The sequence below is a fragment of the Rhodococcus sp. 21391 genome (genome assembly GCF_016772255.1).
In the GTDB taxonomy this organism is placed as follows: Bacteria; Actinomycetota; Actinomycetes; order Mycobacteriales; family Mycobacteriaceae; genus Rhodococcus_F; species Rhodococcus_F opacus.
The window spans coordinates 5384631-5400958 of sequence record NZ_CP063781.1 but is presented as its reverse complement, the minus strand read 5'-3'; the positions used below and the strand labels follow the sequence as shown (position 1 = coordinate 5400958).

At 69.3% G+C, this 16328-nt stretch carries 16 protein-coding genes, 2 pseudogenes and 1 riboswitch; of the genes and pseudogenes, 9 read left to right on the top strand and 9 right to left on the bottom strand.

The window, feature by feature from the left end:
* Positions 1-84: 84 nt before the first annotated feature.
* A complete protein-coding gene (locus GO592_RS44660) occupies positions 85-243 on the bottom strand; it encodes a hypothetical protein (protein ID WP_186301249.1) in 159 nt (52 codons plus the stop codon).
* On the opposite strand from GO592_RS44660, the gene GO592_RS44655 reads away from it, so the two are divergent.
* The 4 genes and pseudogenes from GO592_RS44655 to GO592_RS24840 form a co-directional block, all read left to right on the top strand.
* Entirely contained in the window at positions 185-439 is a 255-nt protein-coding gene (locus GO592_RS44655; protein WP_237720634.1) for a MarR family transcriptional regulator, read from the top strand. The genes GO592_RS44660 and GO592_RS44655 overlap by 59 nt on opposite strands.
* The gene (locus GO592_RS44650) at positions 330-779 is read left to right on the top strand and encodes an ROK family protein (RefSeq protein ID WP_007301131.1); all 450 of its coding nucleotides are present in this window, start codon (positions 330-332) and stop codon (positions 777-779) included. Before GO592_RS44655 ends, GO592_RS44650 begins: the two co-directional genes overlap by 110 nt.
* Before the next feature lie 691 nt (positions 780-1470).
* A pseudogene (locus GO592_RS44645) lies at positions 1471-1878 on the top strand (ABC transporter substrate-binding protein); the annotation flags it as partial.
* 398 nt (positions 1879-2276) lie between these two features.
* Positions 2277-2939 (top strand): annotated as a pseudogene (locus tag GO592_RS24840) (ABC transporter ATP-binding protein); the annotation flags it as partial.
* Between the two features lie 42 nt (positions 2940-2981).
* Here GO592_RS24840 and GO592_RS24835 read toward each other — a convergent pair.
* Positions 2982-3965: an alpha/beta hydrolase gene (locus GO592_RS24835; protein ID WP_272943299.1), complete on the bottom strand. Its 984-nt coding sequence runs from the start codon at positions 3963-3965 to the stop codon at positions 2982-2984.
* A gap of 146 nt (positions 3966-4111) precedes the next feature.
* Positions 4112-6430: a helicase-associated domain-containing protein gene (locus GO592_RS24830; RefSeq protein ID WP_007301135.1), complete on the bottom strand. Its 2319-nt coding sequence runs from the start codon at positions 6428-6430 to the stop codon at positions 4112-4114.
* 60 nt (positions 6431-6490) lie between these two features.
* On the opposite strand from GO592_RS24830, the gene GO592_RS24825 reads away from it, so the two are divergent.
* The gene (locus tag GO592_RS24825) at positions 6491-6679 is read left to right on the top strand and encodes a hypothetical protein (protein ID WP_025431899.1); all 189 of its coding nucleotides are present in this window, start codon (positions 6491-6493) and stop codon (positions 6677-6679) included.
* A gap of 67 nt (positions 6680-6746) precedes the next feature.
* Here GO592_RS24825 and GO592_RS24820 read toward each other — a convergent pair whose 3' ends face one another.
* The 3 genes from GO592_RS24820 to GO592_RS24810 form a co-directional block, all read right to left on the bottom strand.
* The gene (locus GO592_RS24820; protein WP_005570332.1) at positions 6747-7328 is read right to left on the bottom strand and encodes a transglycosylase family protein; all 582 of its coding nucleotides are present in this window, start codon (positions 7326-7328) and stop codon (positions 6747-6749) included.
* 8 nt (positions 7329-7336) lie between these two features.
* Positions 7337-7550, bottom strand: a riboswitch (cyclic di-AMP (ydaO/yuaA leader).
* Between the two features lie 234 nt (positions 7551-7784).
* On the bottom strand, positions 7785-8162 hold the full coding sequence (locus GO592_RS24815) for a YccF domain-containing protein (RefSeq protein WP_005244158.1): 378 nt from the start codon (positions 8160-8162) through the stop codon (positions 7785-7787).
* A gap of 30 nt (positions 8163-8192) precedes the next feature.
* Entirely contained in the window at positions 8193-8432 is a 240-nt protein-coding gene (locus GO592_RS24810) for a hypothetical protein (RefSeq protein ID WP_005255274.1), read from the bottom strand.
* A 153-nt stretch (positions 8433-8585) separates the two neighbouring features.
* Between GO592_RS24810 and GO592_RS24805 the strand changes: the two genes are divergently transcribed.
* On the top strand, positions 8586-8996 hold the full coding sequence (locus GO592_RS24805; protein ID WP_005255275.1) for a cold-shock protein: 411 nt from the start codon (positions 8586-8588) through the stop codon (positions 8994-8996).
* A gap of 66 nt (positions 8997-9062) precedes the next feature.
* Here the strand turns inward: GO592_RS24805 and GO592_RS24800 are convergent, their stop codons facing one another.
* The 3 genes from GO592_RS24800 to GO592_RS24790 form a co-directional block, all read right to left on the bottom strand.
* A complete protein-coding gene (locus GO592_RS24800) occupies positions 9063-9548 on the bottom strand; it encodes a DUF2771 domain-containing protein (RefSeq protein ID WP_007301136.1) in 486 nt (161 codons plus the stop codon).
* Between the two features lie 6 nt (positions 9549-9554).
* The gene (locus GO592_RS24795; RefSeq protein WP_039952937.1) at positions 9555-11225 is read right to left on the bottom strand and encodes an MFS transporter; all 1671 of its coding nucleotides are present in this window, start codon (positions 11223-11225) and stop codon (positions 9555-9557) included.
* A gap of 71 nt (positions 11226-11296) precedes the next feature.
* Entirely contained in the window at positions 11297-12091 is a 795-nt protein-coding gene (locus tag GO592_RS24790; protein ID WP_007301138.1) for a glutaminyl-peptide cyclotransferase, read from the bottom strand.
* A gap of 38 nt (positions 12092-12129) precedes the next feature.
* Between GO592_RS24790 and GO592_RS24785 the strand changes: the two genes are divergently transcribed.
* Genes GO592_RS24785 through GO592_RS24775 form a run of 3 tightly spaced genes read left to right on the top strand, consistent with a single transcriptional unit; the run spans position 12130 to position 16287 of the window.
* On the top strand, positions 12130-12999 hold the full coding sequence (locus tag GO592_RS24785; RefSeq protein ID WP_039952938.1) for a DUF3027 domain-containing protein: 870 nt from the start codon (positions 12130-12132) through the stop codon (positions 12997-12999).
* A 23-nt stretch (positions 13000-13022) separates the two neighbouring features.
* A complete protein-coding gene (locus tag GO592_RS24780; RefSeq protein ID WP_050998712.1) occupies positions 13023-15743 on the top strand; it encodes a sacsin N-terminal ATP-binding-like domain-containing protein in 2721 nt (906 codons plus the stop codon).
* On the top strand, positions 15733-16287 hold the full coding sequence (locus tag GO592_RS24775) for a phosphatase PAP2 family protein (protein WP_007301141.1): 555 nt from the start codon (positions 15733-15735) through the stop codon (positions 16285-16287). The genes GO592_RS24780 and GO592_RS24775 overlap by 11 nt, the downstream gene beginning before the upstream one ends.
* The last annotated feature ends 41 nt before the right edge of the window (positions 16288-16328 follow it).

Below are 16328 nucleotides of genomic sequence, written 5' to 3'. Positions count from 1 at the left end.
GACGTTAGTAAGTACTCACAGGGAGTTAAATTCACGGGAATCGAGTCCGTTGAACTGCACGTTCCCCTTCGTTAGCGTTCGAGATCAACCGAGATCACTTCGCACGGGGAAGGTGGGAACGATGGCGCGAACCCAGCCCGACACCCGGCGTGGTGCCGGCCGTTCCGGCGCCAGCGCGGGCACGGTGCTGCGCACCGTCCTCGACCGTGGGCCGATCGCGCGCAGCACGATCGCACGGGTCACCGGGCTCTCCCCCGCGACGGTGACCACCGCCAGCGCACAGCTCGTCGAACGCGGTCTACTGCGGGGCCGAGATCCTGCGGAACGCGGTGACGACCCTCGAGGCGCTGGCCGCCCGACACGGCGACGTATCCGTCCCGATCGGCGTCGGTTTCGCGGCCGGCGGCTGGATCGACTGGGAATCGGGTGTGGTGCGTGAGCATCCGATTCCGGGATGGAACGGGTACCCGGTCAGGGCGGATCTCGAGCACCGCACCGGTCTGGACGTCCGGATGGATTCGCACGTGCGCGCCCTCATCGACGCGGAGGTGTTGTTCGGGGAGCCGCGGGCGCGGGACAGCGTGGTGCAGCTCTTCGTCGGGAACGTGGTGGACGCCGCATTCGCGACCGGAGGCGTGGTCCACCACGGTCCTCGCGCGGCGGCAGGCGCGGTGGCGCACGTGCTCGTCGAGAACAGTGTCGAGGAGTGCACCTGCGGACGTACCGGATGCGTGCAGGCCACCCTGTCGGATCGGGTGCTGGTGGGCAGGGCGATGTAACTCGGCATCATCGAGCGGCCGATCTTCGGCGACCTTCTCGACGCGGGTCGACGTCGGCAGCCGGCGGCACTGGCACTGTTCGAGGAACGGGCGCACGGCGTGGGGGTGGTCGCGGCGCCTCTCACCAGCTTCGTGCGGCCGTTGGCCGGCATATCGTGACGTGTATCACAGGTCCGGAGTTAATTCGGTGGGAAGCAATGTTGACGTCGATTGCACTGGATCGCAGAGATATTGGTGTGAACACCACCATGGCGGACAGCGTGCGTACATCCTCGTGTCGCTCCGAGTCCTGTTGTCCCCGCACCGCGACCGGGTCGCATCTGACGTCTCCGCGCTGACCTCGGCGGACGCTCGAAATACCTTTCCGTTCTTCCTTTCTCGCTCCATTGTGGCACTCGACCGACCACGTCCGGTGTGCCCGACCGGAGATCACATCCTTCGAAGGATCATTCATGTCCAGTTCACTCGTGTCTTCCGCCGGGTATCGCCGCCTCACACGCACCGCCTTCGCCGGCGTCGTGGCGCTCGGGCTCGCGTCCTGCACCTCCGGTTCCTCCGGCGGGCTGGCTCTCGATGACGCTGTGCCCGATCAGGTTCCGGAGGGAACCTCGCTCAGCGTGTCGACCAAGACCACCCGGCTTCAGCTCGAGGCGACCGATCAGCTCGCGGAACTCCCCTTCACCGTGTCGGACTGGCCGGACGTCAGTGCCGGTCCCGACGTGATCCAGGCCTTCCGGGCAATGCGGTCGATCTGGCCACCAACGCCGCGATCCCGCCAATCCAGGCGCACGCCACCGGGCTCGACGCGAAGATCGTCGCGGTCCGGGAGGAGGAACAGCCGCAGTATCGGCTGGCCACCGCGCCCGGCTCGGACATCACGGAGCTGCCGGACCTGCGGGGAAAGAAGATCGCGTTCTCGCCCGGGCAGGCCCAGGGCGTGGTGATCCTGCGAACCCTGAAGGCGCAGGGCCTGACGACGGACGACGTCCAGCTCGTCGAGCTCCCCAGCCCGCAGTTCCTCACCGCGCTGCAGTCGAAGCAGGTGGACATCGCGCCGCTGTCGGAGCCGACGGTGACGAAGTACCTGAACCAGTACGGGCCCGACGGAGCCACGGCGTTGGCCACCGACGCCGTGGACGCGCTCACCGTGCTCTGGGCGCCGGTGGAGGTCCTCCAGGACCCGGCCAAGGCCGCGGCGATCAAGGCGTTCATTCCGTTCTGGGCCCGCGGGGAGGTCTGGGCGTGGGAGAACCAGGACGCCTGGATCCAGAAGTACTACGTGGAGAGCGAACAGGTCTCGGCCGAGGACGGCAAGCGCATCGTCGACTCCGTCGGGCAGCGTCCGGTCTACCCGGCCAACTGGGACGCCGCCGTCGAGTGGACGCAGGACACCGTCCAATTGCTTTCGGATGCAGGCTATTTGAGCGGGTTCGACGCCGACGAGTTGTTCGACCGCAGATTCGAAACCATTGCCGCTGACGCTGTTCCGGCCGAGTACCGGGGCGGTGTGCAGCCCTCGTCGGCCAGACCGGCGCGGGCAAGTCGACGGTGCTCAAGTTGCTCGCCCGGTTCTACGACCCCACCGACGGCGCGGTGCGGGTCGACGGTATCGACACCCGGTCACTGGACCTCGCGTCGTTCCGGCAGCGACTCGGTGTCGTTCCGCAGGAGCCGCACCTGTTCGGCGCCACCGTCCGCGACGCCGTCGCCTACGGGCGCCCGGACGCGACCGACGCGGAGGTCGAGGCCGCCAGCCGAGCGGTCGGGGCCCACGAGATGGTGTCCGGGCTCGCCCTCGGCTACCTGCAGCCGATCGGGGAGCACGGGCGCAACCTGTCGGCCGGGCAACGTCAGCTGCTGGCCCTCGCCCGCGCCGAATTGGTGGACCCCGACATCCTGCTGCTGGACGAGGCCACGGCATCACTGGACCTGGCCACGGAGGACCGCGTCCGGCTCGCAACCGAGAACCTGTCCCGGCGGCGCACCACCGTCGTCGTGGCGCACCGGTTGAGCACCGCGGCGCGAGCCGACCGGGTAGTGGTCCTCGACGGCGGACGGGTAGCGGAAGTCGGAACACACGACGAGCTACTCGACCGGGGCGGCGTCTACCGGGAACTCTGGGACGCCTATGCGGCTTCGCCGCCCGTGAGTACCTATTAACCGCCGGACGTCAACAAGTACTCACGGGGCCGGAGGCCACGCTCAGGCGCCGATCGACGCCTTCATCATCGGCAGCATGGCCCACAGCTGGTCCTGCCAGTAGCCCCAGCTGTGGGTTCCCGTCGCCGGAAAGTCGTAGTGCGCGCCGATGCCGAGGGTGTCGAGCCGCACCTGGAAGGCACGGTTCTGGGCCAGCGCGATCGCCTCGAGGCCCATGCCGGTGCCGACGTTGAACACGTCGATGGCGGATTGAGGCTGATCGTGCGGTCCGGGGAGGCCGGCACCTGCCGAGATCCACATCGGAAGCCCGCGGAGCAGCGGGGCGGCGACGAACGGATCGTTGCGGAGCCACGCCGGATCCCACGGCGGACCCCACATGCAGTCGGAGTTGTAGCCACCGGAGTCGAGCATCGCCAACCGGATCGCCTCACGCATGCCCGGCGCCGACAGGTTCAGATACCCCGACATCGAGCCCGCGAACGTGAACTGGTCGCGGTGGTAGGCGGCGAGGATCAACGCCGCGTTGCCGCCCATCGACAGTCCGGCGATCGCGTTGCTGGTGCGGCTGATGCCGTAATTGTTCGCCAGGAAGTCGGGCAGGTTCTGCGTGAGGAACGACTCCCACTTGTACGTGTACGGCTGACCGTTGGTGTTGCTGGGCGCGTACCAGTCCGTGTAGAAGCTGGACTGTCCGCCGACCGGCTCGACGACCGTGATCCCGTGGTCGGACAGCCACGCGGCGTTGGTCTCGTGTTCCCACCCGCTGACGTCGTTGGTCGCGCGGAGGCCGTCGAGCAAATAGAGGGCCTTGTTGCTGCCGTTGTTCGCGAGCCACATCCGCACCTTGATCTGCCCGACCCCGCCGGGGGCGTCGACCCAGTGCTCGCGCAGACGGCTGTACGGTTCGGCGGAGGCCGTTCCGCCGCCGACGAGGACGAACGCCAGCGGCAGGATCACCACGGCAACCATGAGCCGGACGACGCCTCGTAACCAGCCATGTGACGGCTTCGTTGCTGTGCAAATCACGGTTTTGCCTCCTGGTAGTCGTCCCCGGCCAGGTATATACCAGCATCACGGTATTGCGCGCCCCGGAATTCCTGGGCGTTTGCGCAGAATCGTTATCTGACCCGTGAGTACTTGTTAACCGCCCGTGGTTGACAAGTACTCAGGGGTCAGACGACGCGGGCGACGGACGTGATGCGGTGGAGGGTGAATCGCCGGACCGCGCCGCTCGCCGGATCGAACGCGTCAAGCTGACCGCCGCCGACACTCACGGGATCGACGATGCGGTGCGTCGCCACGCCCTGCGCGTCGACGTAACCGATCGTTACGCTCGTGCGTTCCCGCGCCGCGGCGTTGAGCAGGGCGATGGTCGCGGCGCTGCTGGCCCGCGACCCGTCGGACCGGACGCTGCCGGACCCCTTGGCCGACGCCGCCAGGTCACCGGCGCGGAGGGTCCGGACGACCGCGTCGAGCTGGGCGTCCGTGGCGACAGCCGGGGTGCGGCCCGCGGGAGCCTTGCGCCGGGTCAGGACCCGGGCGCCGCGGGGGCGCAGGTCGACCAGGGCGCCGGACGAGTCCTCGCCTGCGGGCGCGAAACCGGCCGCCCGCAGTTCGCCCAGCACTTCCCGCAGCGGTGCCTGCGACACCGCCACCGTCGGTGCCAACGCGCGCAGGGCCAGAGATGAAGCCACCGGCGACGCCAGGACCTCCGCGAGCAGCGTGGGGTCCTCGCAGCGGACGAACGACGCCGCGACGCCCGCCCGGAGCTGGCCGTGCCGTCTCGCGACGTCGTCGATCAGATACGACAGCGACTGCGGGACGGGTGTGCGTGACCGGGTCGCGAAGAGGCTGTGCAGTTCGGCTGCTGTCATCCCTACGTCGAGGGCACGGCGGACGCTGTCTTCGCTGATCCGGTACATCGACGCCGCCCCGGCGGACTCGATGTCCGCGACCAGGGTGATCTGCTCCAGAAGATCGGGGGTCAGCGGGCCGGGGGCGACGACCGTCAGGTCGGCCTGGACGAGGACGTGGTCGACGGGTTCGGGCAGCGACGAATGCATCTCGGCCTCGGCGTCGCCGCCGTGGAGCAGTGCGCGTCCGGGGGAACTGAGCGCGCCGCGGGCGACGAGTCCGAGCGTCGCGGCCTCGTCGAGGGTGCGTTCCACCGCGTGGACCCGCAGCCGGGCACCCCAGCGGGGGCGACGCCACGCCAGCAGCCGGCTGACCTCCGCGGGATCCGCCGAGTGGCCGCTGCCCAACTCCGCCAGCAGCCCGAGGATCGCCTGCCGGTCGCGCGGCGCGGACGGCGCGCGCACTTCCTCGGACAGGGCGGCGACCGGTTTGTCGTTGGCATCGCGCATGCCGATGAACCACGCCATGCGCGGCAGTTCCAGCCACGCGGCGGCCAGGGCGTGCCACCGCCGGGCGACCGGCGCAGTGAGCCAGTTGTCGACCGCGGTGGTCGGAGCCCAGTAGTTCTCCCCGCTGTCGGACGTCGGGGCCGGGTCCGGGGTGCCGCTCGCGATCAGTCCCGCGGCCGAGAGCAGCTCGACGAGTAGGCTCAGCCGGTTCTCGTCGATGCCGGACGTCTTGGCGATCCGCCGCAGTTCGCGGACACCGAGACCACCTGCCCGCAGTGCAGGCGCCGGCACCTCGCCGAGAGCCTTGACGACGTCCTCGCAGTGACGAACCAGTTCGAGCGCCTCACCTGCCGCGGCGGCATTGATATCGGCCGGCTTGTGCTTGCGGCCGGTCACGGTGGGCGCTGCCAGCGACGTGGGGTCGAAGACGGCCTCCCCGCGCAGGACCTGCCGCACCTGGTAGGGCAGTTCGACGGTTTCGTCGTCGATCCACCGCAGCAGTCCGGCGGTGAGGAGCCGCTGCACGGGACGGTCGGGGGGTGTTCCGGGAGCCGCGTCACGCGTCCGTCCGATCGAACTCGACTTCGACAGGGTCTCGAGGATGTCCCGCTCGACGCTCTGCAGTCCGGCCAGCGCGGCCGTGATCCCGGGTTCGTCGAGCGTCTCGACAGGCTCGGCGCTGCGCCCGACCCGCCACGGGATGGTGGCCACGACGGCGGGAACGATACGCAGCGACGTCTTGTCCCCCCAGACGATCCCCACGGACCGCAGGCCGTCCAGCGTCGCGTCGACGGTCTTCTTCGTCGCCCGCGAGCCCACCGCGTCCTGCAGGGTGGCCCGCGGCACGGCGACTTCGTCGGCCCGTTCGAGCGCCAGGAGCTCGAGGATGCCGAAGTCCAGGGACGTCAGGTTGTCGGCCGCGCGGGCCACCGATGCCCGCTGTTCGGCGCGGCCGGCGAGGACGACGATCGTGGCCGGCGGTGGAACCGCCAGGTCGGGGCGTTTGCGAAGCAGATCCGTCAGTTCGGCGTCGCTGCGCGCGGCCAGCCAGTCCGCGAGGGTCGCGGCGCCGCGGGACGAGGCTGCGGTGCCGTTGGTGCTCGCGGTGGTGTCGTCGGTGTCGGTCATCGACTATCAGATTAGAGACCTGGGCTGTACGTCGCCGAATGCTCCTGTCAAAATGGCACCGTGGCTAACAATTCGAAGAAGCAGTACGTGGATCCAGGGTGGCCCGAAACCGCCGATGGAGATAGCGCCGTGACCGAACTGTCGTCGAGCCGTGCGGGCGGATTGTCCCCGTTCGGCGAGGATACCGAGTTCCCGCTGCCGGCGGACTCACTGCCGTACGCGCATCCGCACACCGTGATCAACCGCTGACCCGACGACAGAAGAGGGGCCCTGCACCGGATCGGTGCAGGGCCCCTCTTCTATGAATTGCGGGGGATTACTGCGGGAGCAGTCCCTTGTTCGCGTCGATGAGCTGCAGGATCTGGGGATCGATCGCGATGCCCTGAGCCTTGACGGCCTCGATCGCGCTGTCGACGGCACCGGCGTACTGCGAAGTGCCGTTGGTGCTGGGGACGCCGCCCGTGAGGTCGGGGAGTGCCGGCGCCGCGGGGGCCTCGGGCACGGTTGCGGGGGCGGTGCGCTGGGTGGGTGCGCTGCTCAGGCCGAGGCTCGAGGAGCAGGACGGCCAAGCGCCCCAGCCCTGGGAGTCGAGGACCTTCTCGGCGACGACGATCTGCTCTTCACGCGAGGCCTGGTTGGCGGTGGCCGCGTACTGGGTTCCACCGTGTGCGTTCCAGGTGCTCGGGGAGAACTGGAGTCCGCCCTGGAAGCCGTTTCCGGTGTTGATTCCCCAGTTTCCGCCGGACTCGCACTGCGCGAGGCGGTCCCAGTCGGAGTCGGGTGCCGCGTTCGCGGTGCCCGAGAAGGCTGCTCCGGCGACGCCCATGATGGCGCCGGTGACGGCGACCTTGGCGACGGTGCGGCCGGTGGTGGTGGGCTTGCGATGGCGTCCGCTCATAGTGGTCGAGATCCTCTCCACACGCGCCTGCGAGGTCAGCTGTCGGGTTCGGGCTGAGAGGTCGCCCGGCCTCGCCTCTCCTGGCTGGAGAGGGTCTGGCTTCACCCCAAGATCCGAGTGTGCGAGGCACATTCGGGCCGGTGTCCGTCTGAGAACTTGCGTTCCCTGGAGGACTGTGGGTCCCCCGTCCTCGTCCCTGGAATGCTTCGTCGGGACTCCGGTACCCGCGGGACGAGGTTTGGCGCGGCGGGCCGGATGTGGCCGATGTTTCCTCGGCCGGTGACGACGGTAACGGTCCGAGGCCGCAGTGTCACCATTTGATAACGCGGAGTGTCTTCGCCTGTTGCGGGGCCTCATTGGGCGCGCAGGGACTCTTCCCAGCTAGTGGCGACAAGACGTCCGTATCGCCGAGCCGTTGCCCTTCCGTTACCGAGCCGTTATGTGAGGAAGCTCACATCACTGGGGAGCGTCGACGATGTCCTTGCCGAGGGGCATGAGCGAGATGGGGATCATCTTGAGATTTGCGACCGCGAGCGGGATGCCGATGATCGTGATCGCCATGGCGATCGCCGTCACGACGTGCCCGATCGCGAGCCACAGACCAGCGATGACGAACCAGATGACGTTGCCGATCAGCGAGGCCACACCGGCCGTCGGCTTGTCGACCACCGTCTTGCCGAACGGCCACAGTGCGTAGACGCCGACCCGGAACGACGCGATGCCGAACGGGATCGTAATGATCAGGATGCAGCAGAGGATTCCGGCGACGAAGTACCCCAGCGCCAGCCACAGACCGCCGAAGATCAGCCAGATGATGTTGAGCAGAATTCTCATGATCGTCCCATCGGTCGGTGGTCGGATGTGTCAGCGCGAGCGTCGGCCCTGCCTCAGTGCCGCGACGATTCCGAGAAGGAAGCCGATCGGGCACGCCAAGGCGATGAGATAGAGAACGAGGCCCGGTTCGGAATCGGAGAGCACCGGGGTCAGGAAGATCGCCACGATCGCGACGAAGCCGATCGCGAAGAGGGCGAGTGCGACGCGCAGGAGTCCGTCGCCCCTCCGGGGTGTCTGAGGAGTGCTCGAAGGAGTCGGTTCGTGGGCCACACCAGCAACGATAGTGCCTGGAAACCCGGATGCCGGAGGGGGTCTGTCCAAGGTAGACTGTGGGCACTGCGCGTCCCGCACCAGAGGTGGGGCGCGCTGTTTTGCATACCAAGTGCAACCAACTGCACTCCAAGTGATGAGCGGGTGAACGCGGTGCCGACCGGCAAGGTGAAGTGGTACGACGTCGAAAAGGGCTTCGGCTTTCTGTCGCAGGAAGAAGGGGAGGACGTCTATGTGCGTTCGTCCGCTCTTCCCGAGGGCGTCGAGGGCCTCAAGGCCGGCCAGCGTGTCGAGTTCGGCATGGCCGCCGGTCGACGCGGCCCCCAGGCTCTGAGCCTGAAGGTGCTCGACCCGGCGCCGTCGCTGCGTCAGAACGCCGCGCGCAAGGAGCCGTCCGCCAAGAAGCACACGCCGGACGAACTCCACGGCATGGTCGAGGACATGATCACGCTGCTCGAGGCGAAGGTCCAGCCCGACCTGCGCAAGGGCAAGTACCCGGACCGCAAGACCGCCCAGCGCATCTCCGAGGTGGTCCGCGCCGTCGCGCGCGAGCTCGACAGCTGATTCGACGAACGACGAGAAGGCCCCTGCGCTTCGGCGCGGGGGCCTTCTCGTCGTGAGCGGGTCGTTCTAGGCGGTCTTGATCGACCAGGCGGCCCGGGCCTGCGTGAGCCCCTGCTCGTCGGTGACGGCGGACGGGAGCTGGATCTCGACGCCGGCCAGCTGCAGGTCCTCCGAGGAGGGCACGGTCACGGCGCGGGTCTCACCGGCACGGTGGGCCTGTTGCTGGACGACGACCTGCCCCGATGCGTCCTGGTACACGACGAGCATGCGCCACGGTGCATCGACGATCTCCTGCGGCAGCGACAGCTGCAGCGAGGAGCCGGGGGGCACGTCGAGTTCGGCGAGGTCGCCGGTCGTGCAGTCCTCGAGATACAGGTTGCAGTACGCCAGCGGGGGGATCTGCTCGGCCCGGTTGTGCGCGAAGGCGGTGATCTCGGGCAGGCGGGGCGAGGAATTGCGGATGAGCGCGTACAGGACTCCGACGAAGGCCACCAGGACCACCATCAGGCCCACCGCAATCAGTGCCAGGATCTTCTTGGTTCGCGCCTGCATTCTCACTTACTTCACATTTCCTGTCGATCGGTCGGCCCGGTGGGTCGAGTGGGGCTCGGACACTTCTTGTTCGGCCAGGTCGGGACGTTTTCCACCGAGCCCGGGCAGGAGGGTGCTCCCGCGGTACGTGAGGACGGTCTGGACGATCCCGATGGTCATGACGGCAGAGACGACGGAGAACCCGATCCAGTATTCAGTGGGCAGCAGGACGCCCAGCGCGCCACCCACGACCCAGCTCAGCTGTAGAACCGTCTCCGATCTACCGAATCCGGACGCGATCGATTCCTCGGGCAGGTCGTGCTGCAACGACGCGTCCAGCGACACCTTGGCCAGGGCGCTGGCCGCCGACGCGACGAGGGTGGCCAGGGCGGCGGTCAGCAGGTTATCGGTGATCGCGGCGAGGACGGCGATGACCCACACGGCACCCGTGCAGCGCAGCACGATGAGGGCGGGACGGCCGAGCTTGATCCGGGCGCCCGCGGCGTTGCCGGTGAAGTTGCCGATGCCGGCGGCGGCGCCGACCAGACCGAGCATCGCGGCCTGCACCAGCGGCTCGTGGTCGGTCCTCGACTTCGCGACGAACGCGATGTACAGCGTGAGGAACCCGGTGAGCACGCGGATGGTGCTGTTGCCCCACAACCCGGTGATGACCGCGCGGCCCAGCGGTTGCCTGCGTTTACCGGATTTCGCCGTGGCCGCGGCCTCGGGTTGCGGCACGCGGGTGCGTCCCAGCACCTCGGTGGGGTGCTCGTCGCCGTGGTACGTGAGGGTGGCGGGGACCTCGCCCTCGGTGACCTCCACCCACGACGGGATCCGCATGCTGAGGTACGCGCCGAGGGCGGTGATGACCGCCGCCAGCCACAGCGCGCCGACGGATCCGGTGGCCATGGCGAGACCACCCGCGAGGGCGCCGGCACCGATGGTTCCGCCGAGCAGTCCGAATACGGTGAGCCGGGAGTTGACTCGCACCAGGTCGATCTCCGGTGGCAGCACACGTGGTGTGACCGCGCTCTTGAGCACCGAGAAGGACTTGCTGAGCACCATCATTCCGAGCGCGGCCGGATACAGCACCCAGCTGTCGAAGTTGAAGACGAGGACGATCGCCAGGATCGTCCGGAGACCGAACGACGTGGCCAGTGCGACGCGACGGCCGTGCTGAAGCCGGTCGAGCATCGGACCGATCAGCGGAGCGATGACGGCGAACGGGGCGATGGTGATCAGAAGGTACAGCGCGACCTTCGTCTTGTCCTCGCCCGTCGCGGCCGAGAAGAACAGTGTGTTCGCCAGGGCGACGGCAATGGCCGCGTCGGTCGCGTTGTTGGCCATCACCGCGTAGGTGAGCGCGGTGAGCCCCGACTTGTCCGCACCGTCCGCCTTGGCCGCGCGATGGAACGTCGCGATGCCCTTGTTGGTGAGTTCCCGGCTGCGCATCGCCGCGACCCGGGTGACGGTGAGTTTGCGCGGCATCGGCGGCGCCTTGGGGGCGTCGGCCCGCTCCTCGTCGGAACGGGGACGCTGCCCGCCGCCGACCGGATGGAGGGGTGGGAGCGGTGTGCGTCGACCTCCCGAACGTGAGGCGGGCGGGTATTTGTCGTAGCCGGGATGAACGGGGGGCCCGGAATTCTCGTCAGGAGCCCGACCGCCGTCAGGCTCGTAGGGTTCGCGCGGTCCGGTCACTCCCTAATTCTGTCCTAGTCGGGAGACATGCGACCACAGCAACCCCGGCCAATGCTGGTCAGATCGGCCTGTCAGGGAACGAACCGCACCTCGAACATGCGCGGCCAGTACTTTCCGGTGATGAGGAAACGGTCCGTTCCCGGGATCTGGGCGATGCCGTTGAGGACGTCGACGTCCCGCGGGCCGGGCGGAAGGGCGTCGCGGACGGCGGAGGCGTCGATCTCCGCGGTGACCCGCCCGTCCGAGGGATCGATGCGGACGAGGGTGTCGGTGGTCCAGACGTTCGCGTAGATCGCACCGTCGTCCGCGCATTCGAGTTCGTTGAGGCCGGCCAGCGGGCTTCCGTCCTGCACCGCCTGCACGGTGCGCCGGGGTTCGAACGTGACCGGGTCGCGGAACGTGACGGTGGGTGAGCCGTCACTGGTGACGAGCGCGTCGGGCACTGCGCAGATGCCCCACCCTTCGCCGTCGAACGGGACCCTCCGCTGTTCGGCGAGTGTCGCGCGATCCCGGGCGACGGCCACCCCGTCACGCCACGTCAGCTGCCAGATCGTGTCGCCGCTCACCGTGATGCCCTCGCCGAACAGGGGAGACGGCAATTCGGTACGCATCCGGACGGTGCCGCTGTCGAGGTCGGTGGCCTGCACCCAGGACTCGCCGGGCCGGCCGGTGCCCTCGAGCAACTCGGTGCCGTCGATCTCGAGTCCCTGGGTGAACGCATTCGGGTCGTGGTCGAGGGTGCGGACGATCTCCACGTGAAGGTCCGCGTCGGACGCGCCCGCCGCCACGGGACTCTCCGGGGAGCACGCGGTGACCATCCACGCCACCGCGAGCAGGGCTGGGACGAGGTGCCTCCGGCCGGTCATCGGACCAGCATGACAGCCCAGGTGGGCACGCACTTGCGGTGGTGCGGCAAACTGGTGGTGTGAGTGTTGCTTCTTCCGACGAGCGCGCAGTGGCGCGTCCCGTACTGACCGACGCCGTCGAGCTCGCCCGAACCGCCTTGGTCGAACTGCAGGAAGGGGGAGTCGGCGACTACCTGGGCGTCACGTCCGAGGACGCGTGCGCCGCGACTCACCGTTTCGTTGCGGACCTTCCGGGCTACCGGGGCTGGCAGTGGGCGGTGGTGGTGGCTGCCGATCCCGAAGCGGACCATGCCACCGTCAGCGAACTCGCCCTCCTCCCCGGACCCGATGCGCTGGTCGCACCCGAATGGATCCCGTGGGACCAGCGCATCCGCCCCGGCGACCTGTCCGCGGGCGATCTGCTGGCACCGCCGGCCGGTGACCCCCGCCTGGTCCCGGGCTATATGGCGACGGGTGACCCCGAGATCGACGAGACCGCCCTCGAACTCGGCCTGGGCCGCAAGCAGGTGATGAGCCTCGAAGGTCGCGTCGACGCTGCCGAACGCTGGCACGACGGCGACTACGGCCCCGATTCCGAGATGGCCAAGGCCGCGCCGTCGACGTGCGGGCTGTGCGGCTTCTACCTCCCGCTCGCCGGTTCGCTGCACGCGTCGTTCGGGGTGTGCGGCAACGAGATGGCCGCCGACGGGCACGTGGTCGACGCGACCTACGGTTGCGGTGCCCACTCCGACACCCTGCTGCCTTCGGGTGCCGGTTCGCCGCAATTCGACGCCTACGACGACGGCGCCGTCGAGGTCGTCGAGCGAGCCGTCGCCGAGACGGACACCGAGGCCGAATCCGAGTCGCGGCCCGAGCCCGAAGCCGTTGCCGAGGTCACCGAGGCCGAGGAATCCGCATCGACCAGCTAGCCGATCCTTTCGGCACCGCCGCCCTGAGGGATTCGACGCTTCTGGCGTGGCGAACGTCCCCGACCCGTCTGCGGGAGGACGCGGCAGCCGAATCCGATCTGGCGCGCGCCGGCTACCGCGACCGGCTCCTCACCGAGCTCGCGCAGAACGCCGCCGACGCCGCCGCCCGCGCCGAAGTACCCGGTGAGCTGTCCGTGCAACTCGACGGCCGCGTCCTGAGCGTGTCCAACACGGGCACCCCGCTGGACGAGCCCGGAGTCCAGGCGCTCGTCGCGTTGCGGGCGTCGAACAAGTCCGGGACGACCGTCGGCCGCTACGGCGTCGGCTTCACGGCGGTGCTGTCGGTCAGCGACGAGGTCGAACTGCGGTCGACGTCCGGTTCGGTGCTGTTCTCCGGGGAACGGACGAGGTCGGAACTCCGGGAACTCGACGGTGCGGACCCGGGAGCGGACGTGCCCGCCCTGCGGCTGGCGTGGCCGACGGAGAACCGCCCGGCCGCAGGTGCGGCATCGGAAGTCGTATTGACGTTGCGCGAGGACGTGGACGGTGAGTTGCTGCTCGCCTACATGGCCCGCGAGGCACCCGACCTCCTGCTCGAACTCCCGGCACTCGTCTCGATCACCGTGGGCGACAAGCAGTTCCGTCGACGCGAACGACCACTCGATTCCGGGTTGACCGAGGTCGCGATCGGCGACGACCGCTGGTGGCAGTACGAGTCCGGGCGGGCACGCTGGCTCGTCCCGGTGCGCGACGGCGTCGTCTCACCCGTGACGGAGGACGTCCTGCGCGCCCCCACACGGTCGGACGAGGAACTGTCGATACCCGCGATCCTCGTCGCGGACATCGCCATGCAACCCGACCGCAGGCGCATCCTGCCCGGCGCGTCGACCGCCGAGTTGGCGTCCGGATACGCCCAGTTCGTGGCCGCGGTGCCGCCCGAGCAGCGACTGTCGCTGGTTCCCGTTCCCGCGTTCGCACGCAGCGAGGTGGACTCGGCGTTGCGGGACCATCTCGTCACCGAACTGCGGGAGCAGCCCTGGCTGCCGACTGTCGGCGGTACGAACAAGGCCCCGGTTCGGGCTTCCGTGGTCCCCGGGCTCACCGAGGAACTCGCCGAACTCCTCACCGAGATCGTCGACGGGCTCGTCGTCCCGGATCTGTCCGGGCCGCGCTGGGCGCCCGCGCTGGCCGCCGTCGACGCCCACCGCCTCGGCCTGGCGCGCCTCACCGAACTTCTCAGTGGCATCGAGCGGACACCATCCTGGTGGCAGCGCCTGTACGCGGCGCTCGAACCGCTGGCCGTCGACGCCCTCGCGGCGGAGGAACTGGCGTCGATCCCGGTTCCGCTGTCCGACGGCCGCACGGTGACCGGTCCGCGAACGGTGTTGCTGGGGCACGACATCGACGGAGTCCTGGGGGTCGACTGGACGCGGCTCGTCCACCCGGATGCCGCGCACCCGCTGCTGTCGCGGCTCGGCGCGAAGACCGCCACGGCCGTCGACCTGCTCTCGGATCCGGCGTTGCGGGCCGAGATCGAGGACCTCGACCCCGACGACGCGGCGGCGGCAGAAGAACTGTCGACCGCGGTGCTCGCACTCGCCGGGCGCGTCGACCCCGGCACCCTGCCGTCGTGGCTCGGCCAGCTGCCCCTCCCGGATGCCGACGGGGAGTTGCGCGGGGCGGACGAATTGCTGTTGCCCGGTGCGCCTCTCGCCGACGTCCTGGTGGACGACTCACCGTTCACGTGCGTCGACGCCGCGTTCGCCGAGCGGGTCGGGGAGGACGCCCTCCGCGCCGTGGGTGTCGGCTGGGGTTTCACCGTGCTGCGCACCGAACTCCCCACTGGCCCCGATCACGACCTCGACGACGAGGACCGCTGGTGGGACACGCTCGACGACGACCCCGACGAGATCGGGGCGGTGCGCGACCTGGACCTGGTGGACGAGGACCGCTGGCCGCAGGCGCTGACGATGCTCGCCCGGGACCCGTCGACGCGTCCGCTGCTCGCCGACCGCGCCGGGTACACGGCCTGGTGGCTGCGTCACAACGCCGAGTTGGACCGTCAGGTGCTCGGTCTGCTCCGCGATCCCGCCGACGAGACGTTCGCCGGACTGTTCGACCCCGTCGAGCACCCGGAATCCGCCGTGTTCACGGCGGCCCTGGCGCCGTCGACGGTCGACTCTCCCGAACTCGCGCAGCTCCTCCTGGATCGACTGGCCGATCCGGACCGCGAACCGAGCCCGGCGGTGATCGCGCGGGCGCACAGCCTGCTCGCGGCCGCCGCGGCCGCCCATCTTCTCGACCTCGAGGAACTTCACCTGCCCGAACACGTGCGCGGCCTGACGGGCGCACTCGTCGACCCCGGCGACGCCCTGGTGCTGGACGCACCGTGGCTGGCCGCCGCGGTGCCGCGCGAGCGCCTGGTGGTGGGAAGCCTGGACACCGCCGAGGCTCTCGCCGATCTGCTGGACCTCCCCCTCGCGTCCGCGGCCATCCGCGGCACCGTCACCGGTTCCGGCCGTGAATCCTCATGGGACCGCGAACCCGCCGCCGTGCTCGCCTTCGCCGCACTCGGCCGCGACCTGCCGCACGGTCCCGTCGTCGTCCATCCCCGGCTCACGGTGAAGCTCACGGGCGCCGTCGACACCGAGATCGCGGTCCCGTGGTGGGTGGACGAGCAGGGAACCCCCCACTGCTCCGAGTCGTGGGCCGAAGGCACGTGGGGCGCCGCCGGTGCCGTTTGACCAGAGCGTGCTCGACAGTGCCGTCGAAGACCGCGCACCGTGGTTGATCGACGTCGTCACCGTCGTCACGCACAGCGGCGGAACGGTCGCGGCCTGGATCGTGTCCACCGTCCTGACGATCGCCCTCCTGCTCCGGGACCGTCGGCGCGAAGCCGTCCTCGTGGCCGGCGCGATGCTGTCGGGCCTGGCCGTGATGACCACGCTCAAGAACCTGTTCGAGCGGCACCGCCCGCCACTGCCGGACCGGCTGGTGGAGATCTCGACGTTCTCGTTCCCGTCCGGGCACGCGATGATGACCGCGATCCTCGCGAGCGTTCTCGTCGCCGTGACCCTCCGGGTGGTGCTGGTGGGGTACGTCCGAATCGCGCTGGTCGTGCTGCTGGTGCTGTACACGCTGGCGGTGGGGCTGTCGCGCGTCTACCTCGCCGCGCACTGGATGACCGACGTCCTCGCCGGGTGGGCGTTCGGCGCGTTGTGGGCGGCCTTCTGGATCCTGCTGACCCGCACCCGGCCCCGCCGAACCCTGACCTCGAGCGAGATCTAGAGCAGTCCCTGCTGTGTCACTAGAGCAGTCCCTGCTGTGTC

Coding starts and splice junctions, on each gene's coding strand:
- GO592_RS24820 (WP_005570332.1), bottom strand. CDS start 7,328: ATGAGCGGACGCCATCGCAAGCCCACCACCACCGGCCGCACCGTCGCC.
- GO592_RS24800 (WP_007301136.1), bottom strand. CDS start 9,548: ATGCAGGCGCGAACCAAGAAGATCCTGGCACTGATTGCGGTGGGCCTG.
- GO592_RS24830 (WP_007301135.1), bottom strand. CDS start 6,430: ATGACCGACACCGACGACACCACCGCGAGCACCAACGGCACCGCAGCC.
- GO592_RS24815 (WP_005244158.1), bottom strand. CDS start 8,162: ATGAGAATTCTGCTCAACATCATCTGGCTGATCTTCGGCGGTCTGTGG.
- GO592_RS24790 (WP_007301138.1), bottom strand. CDS start 12,091: ATGACCGGCCGGAGGCACCTCGTCCCAGCCCTGCTCGCGGTGGCGTGG.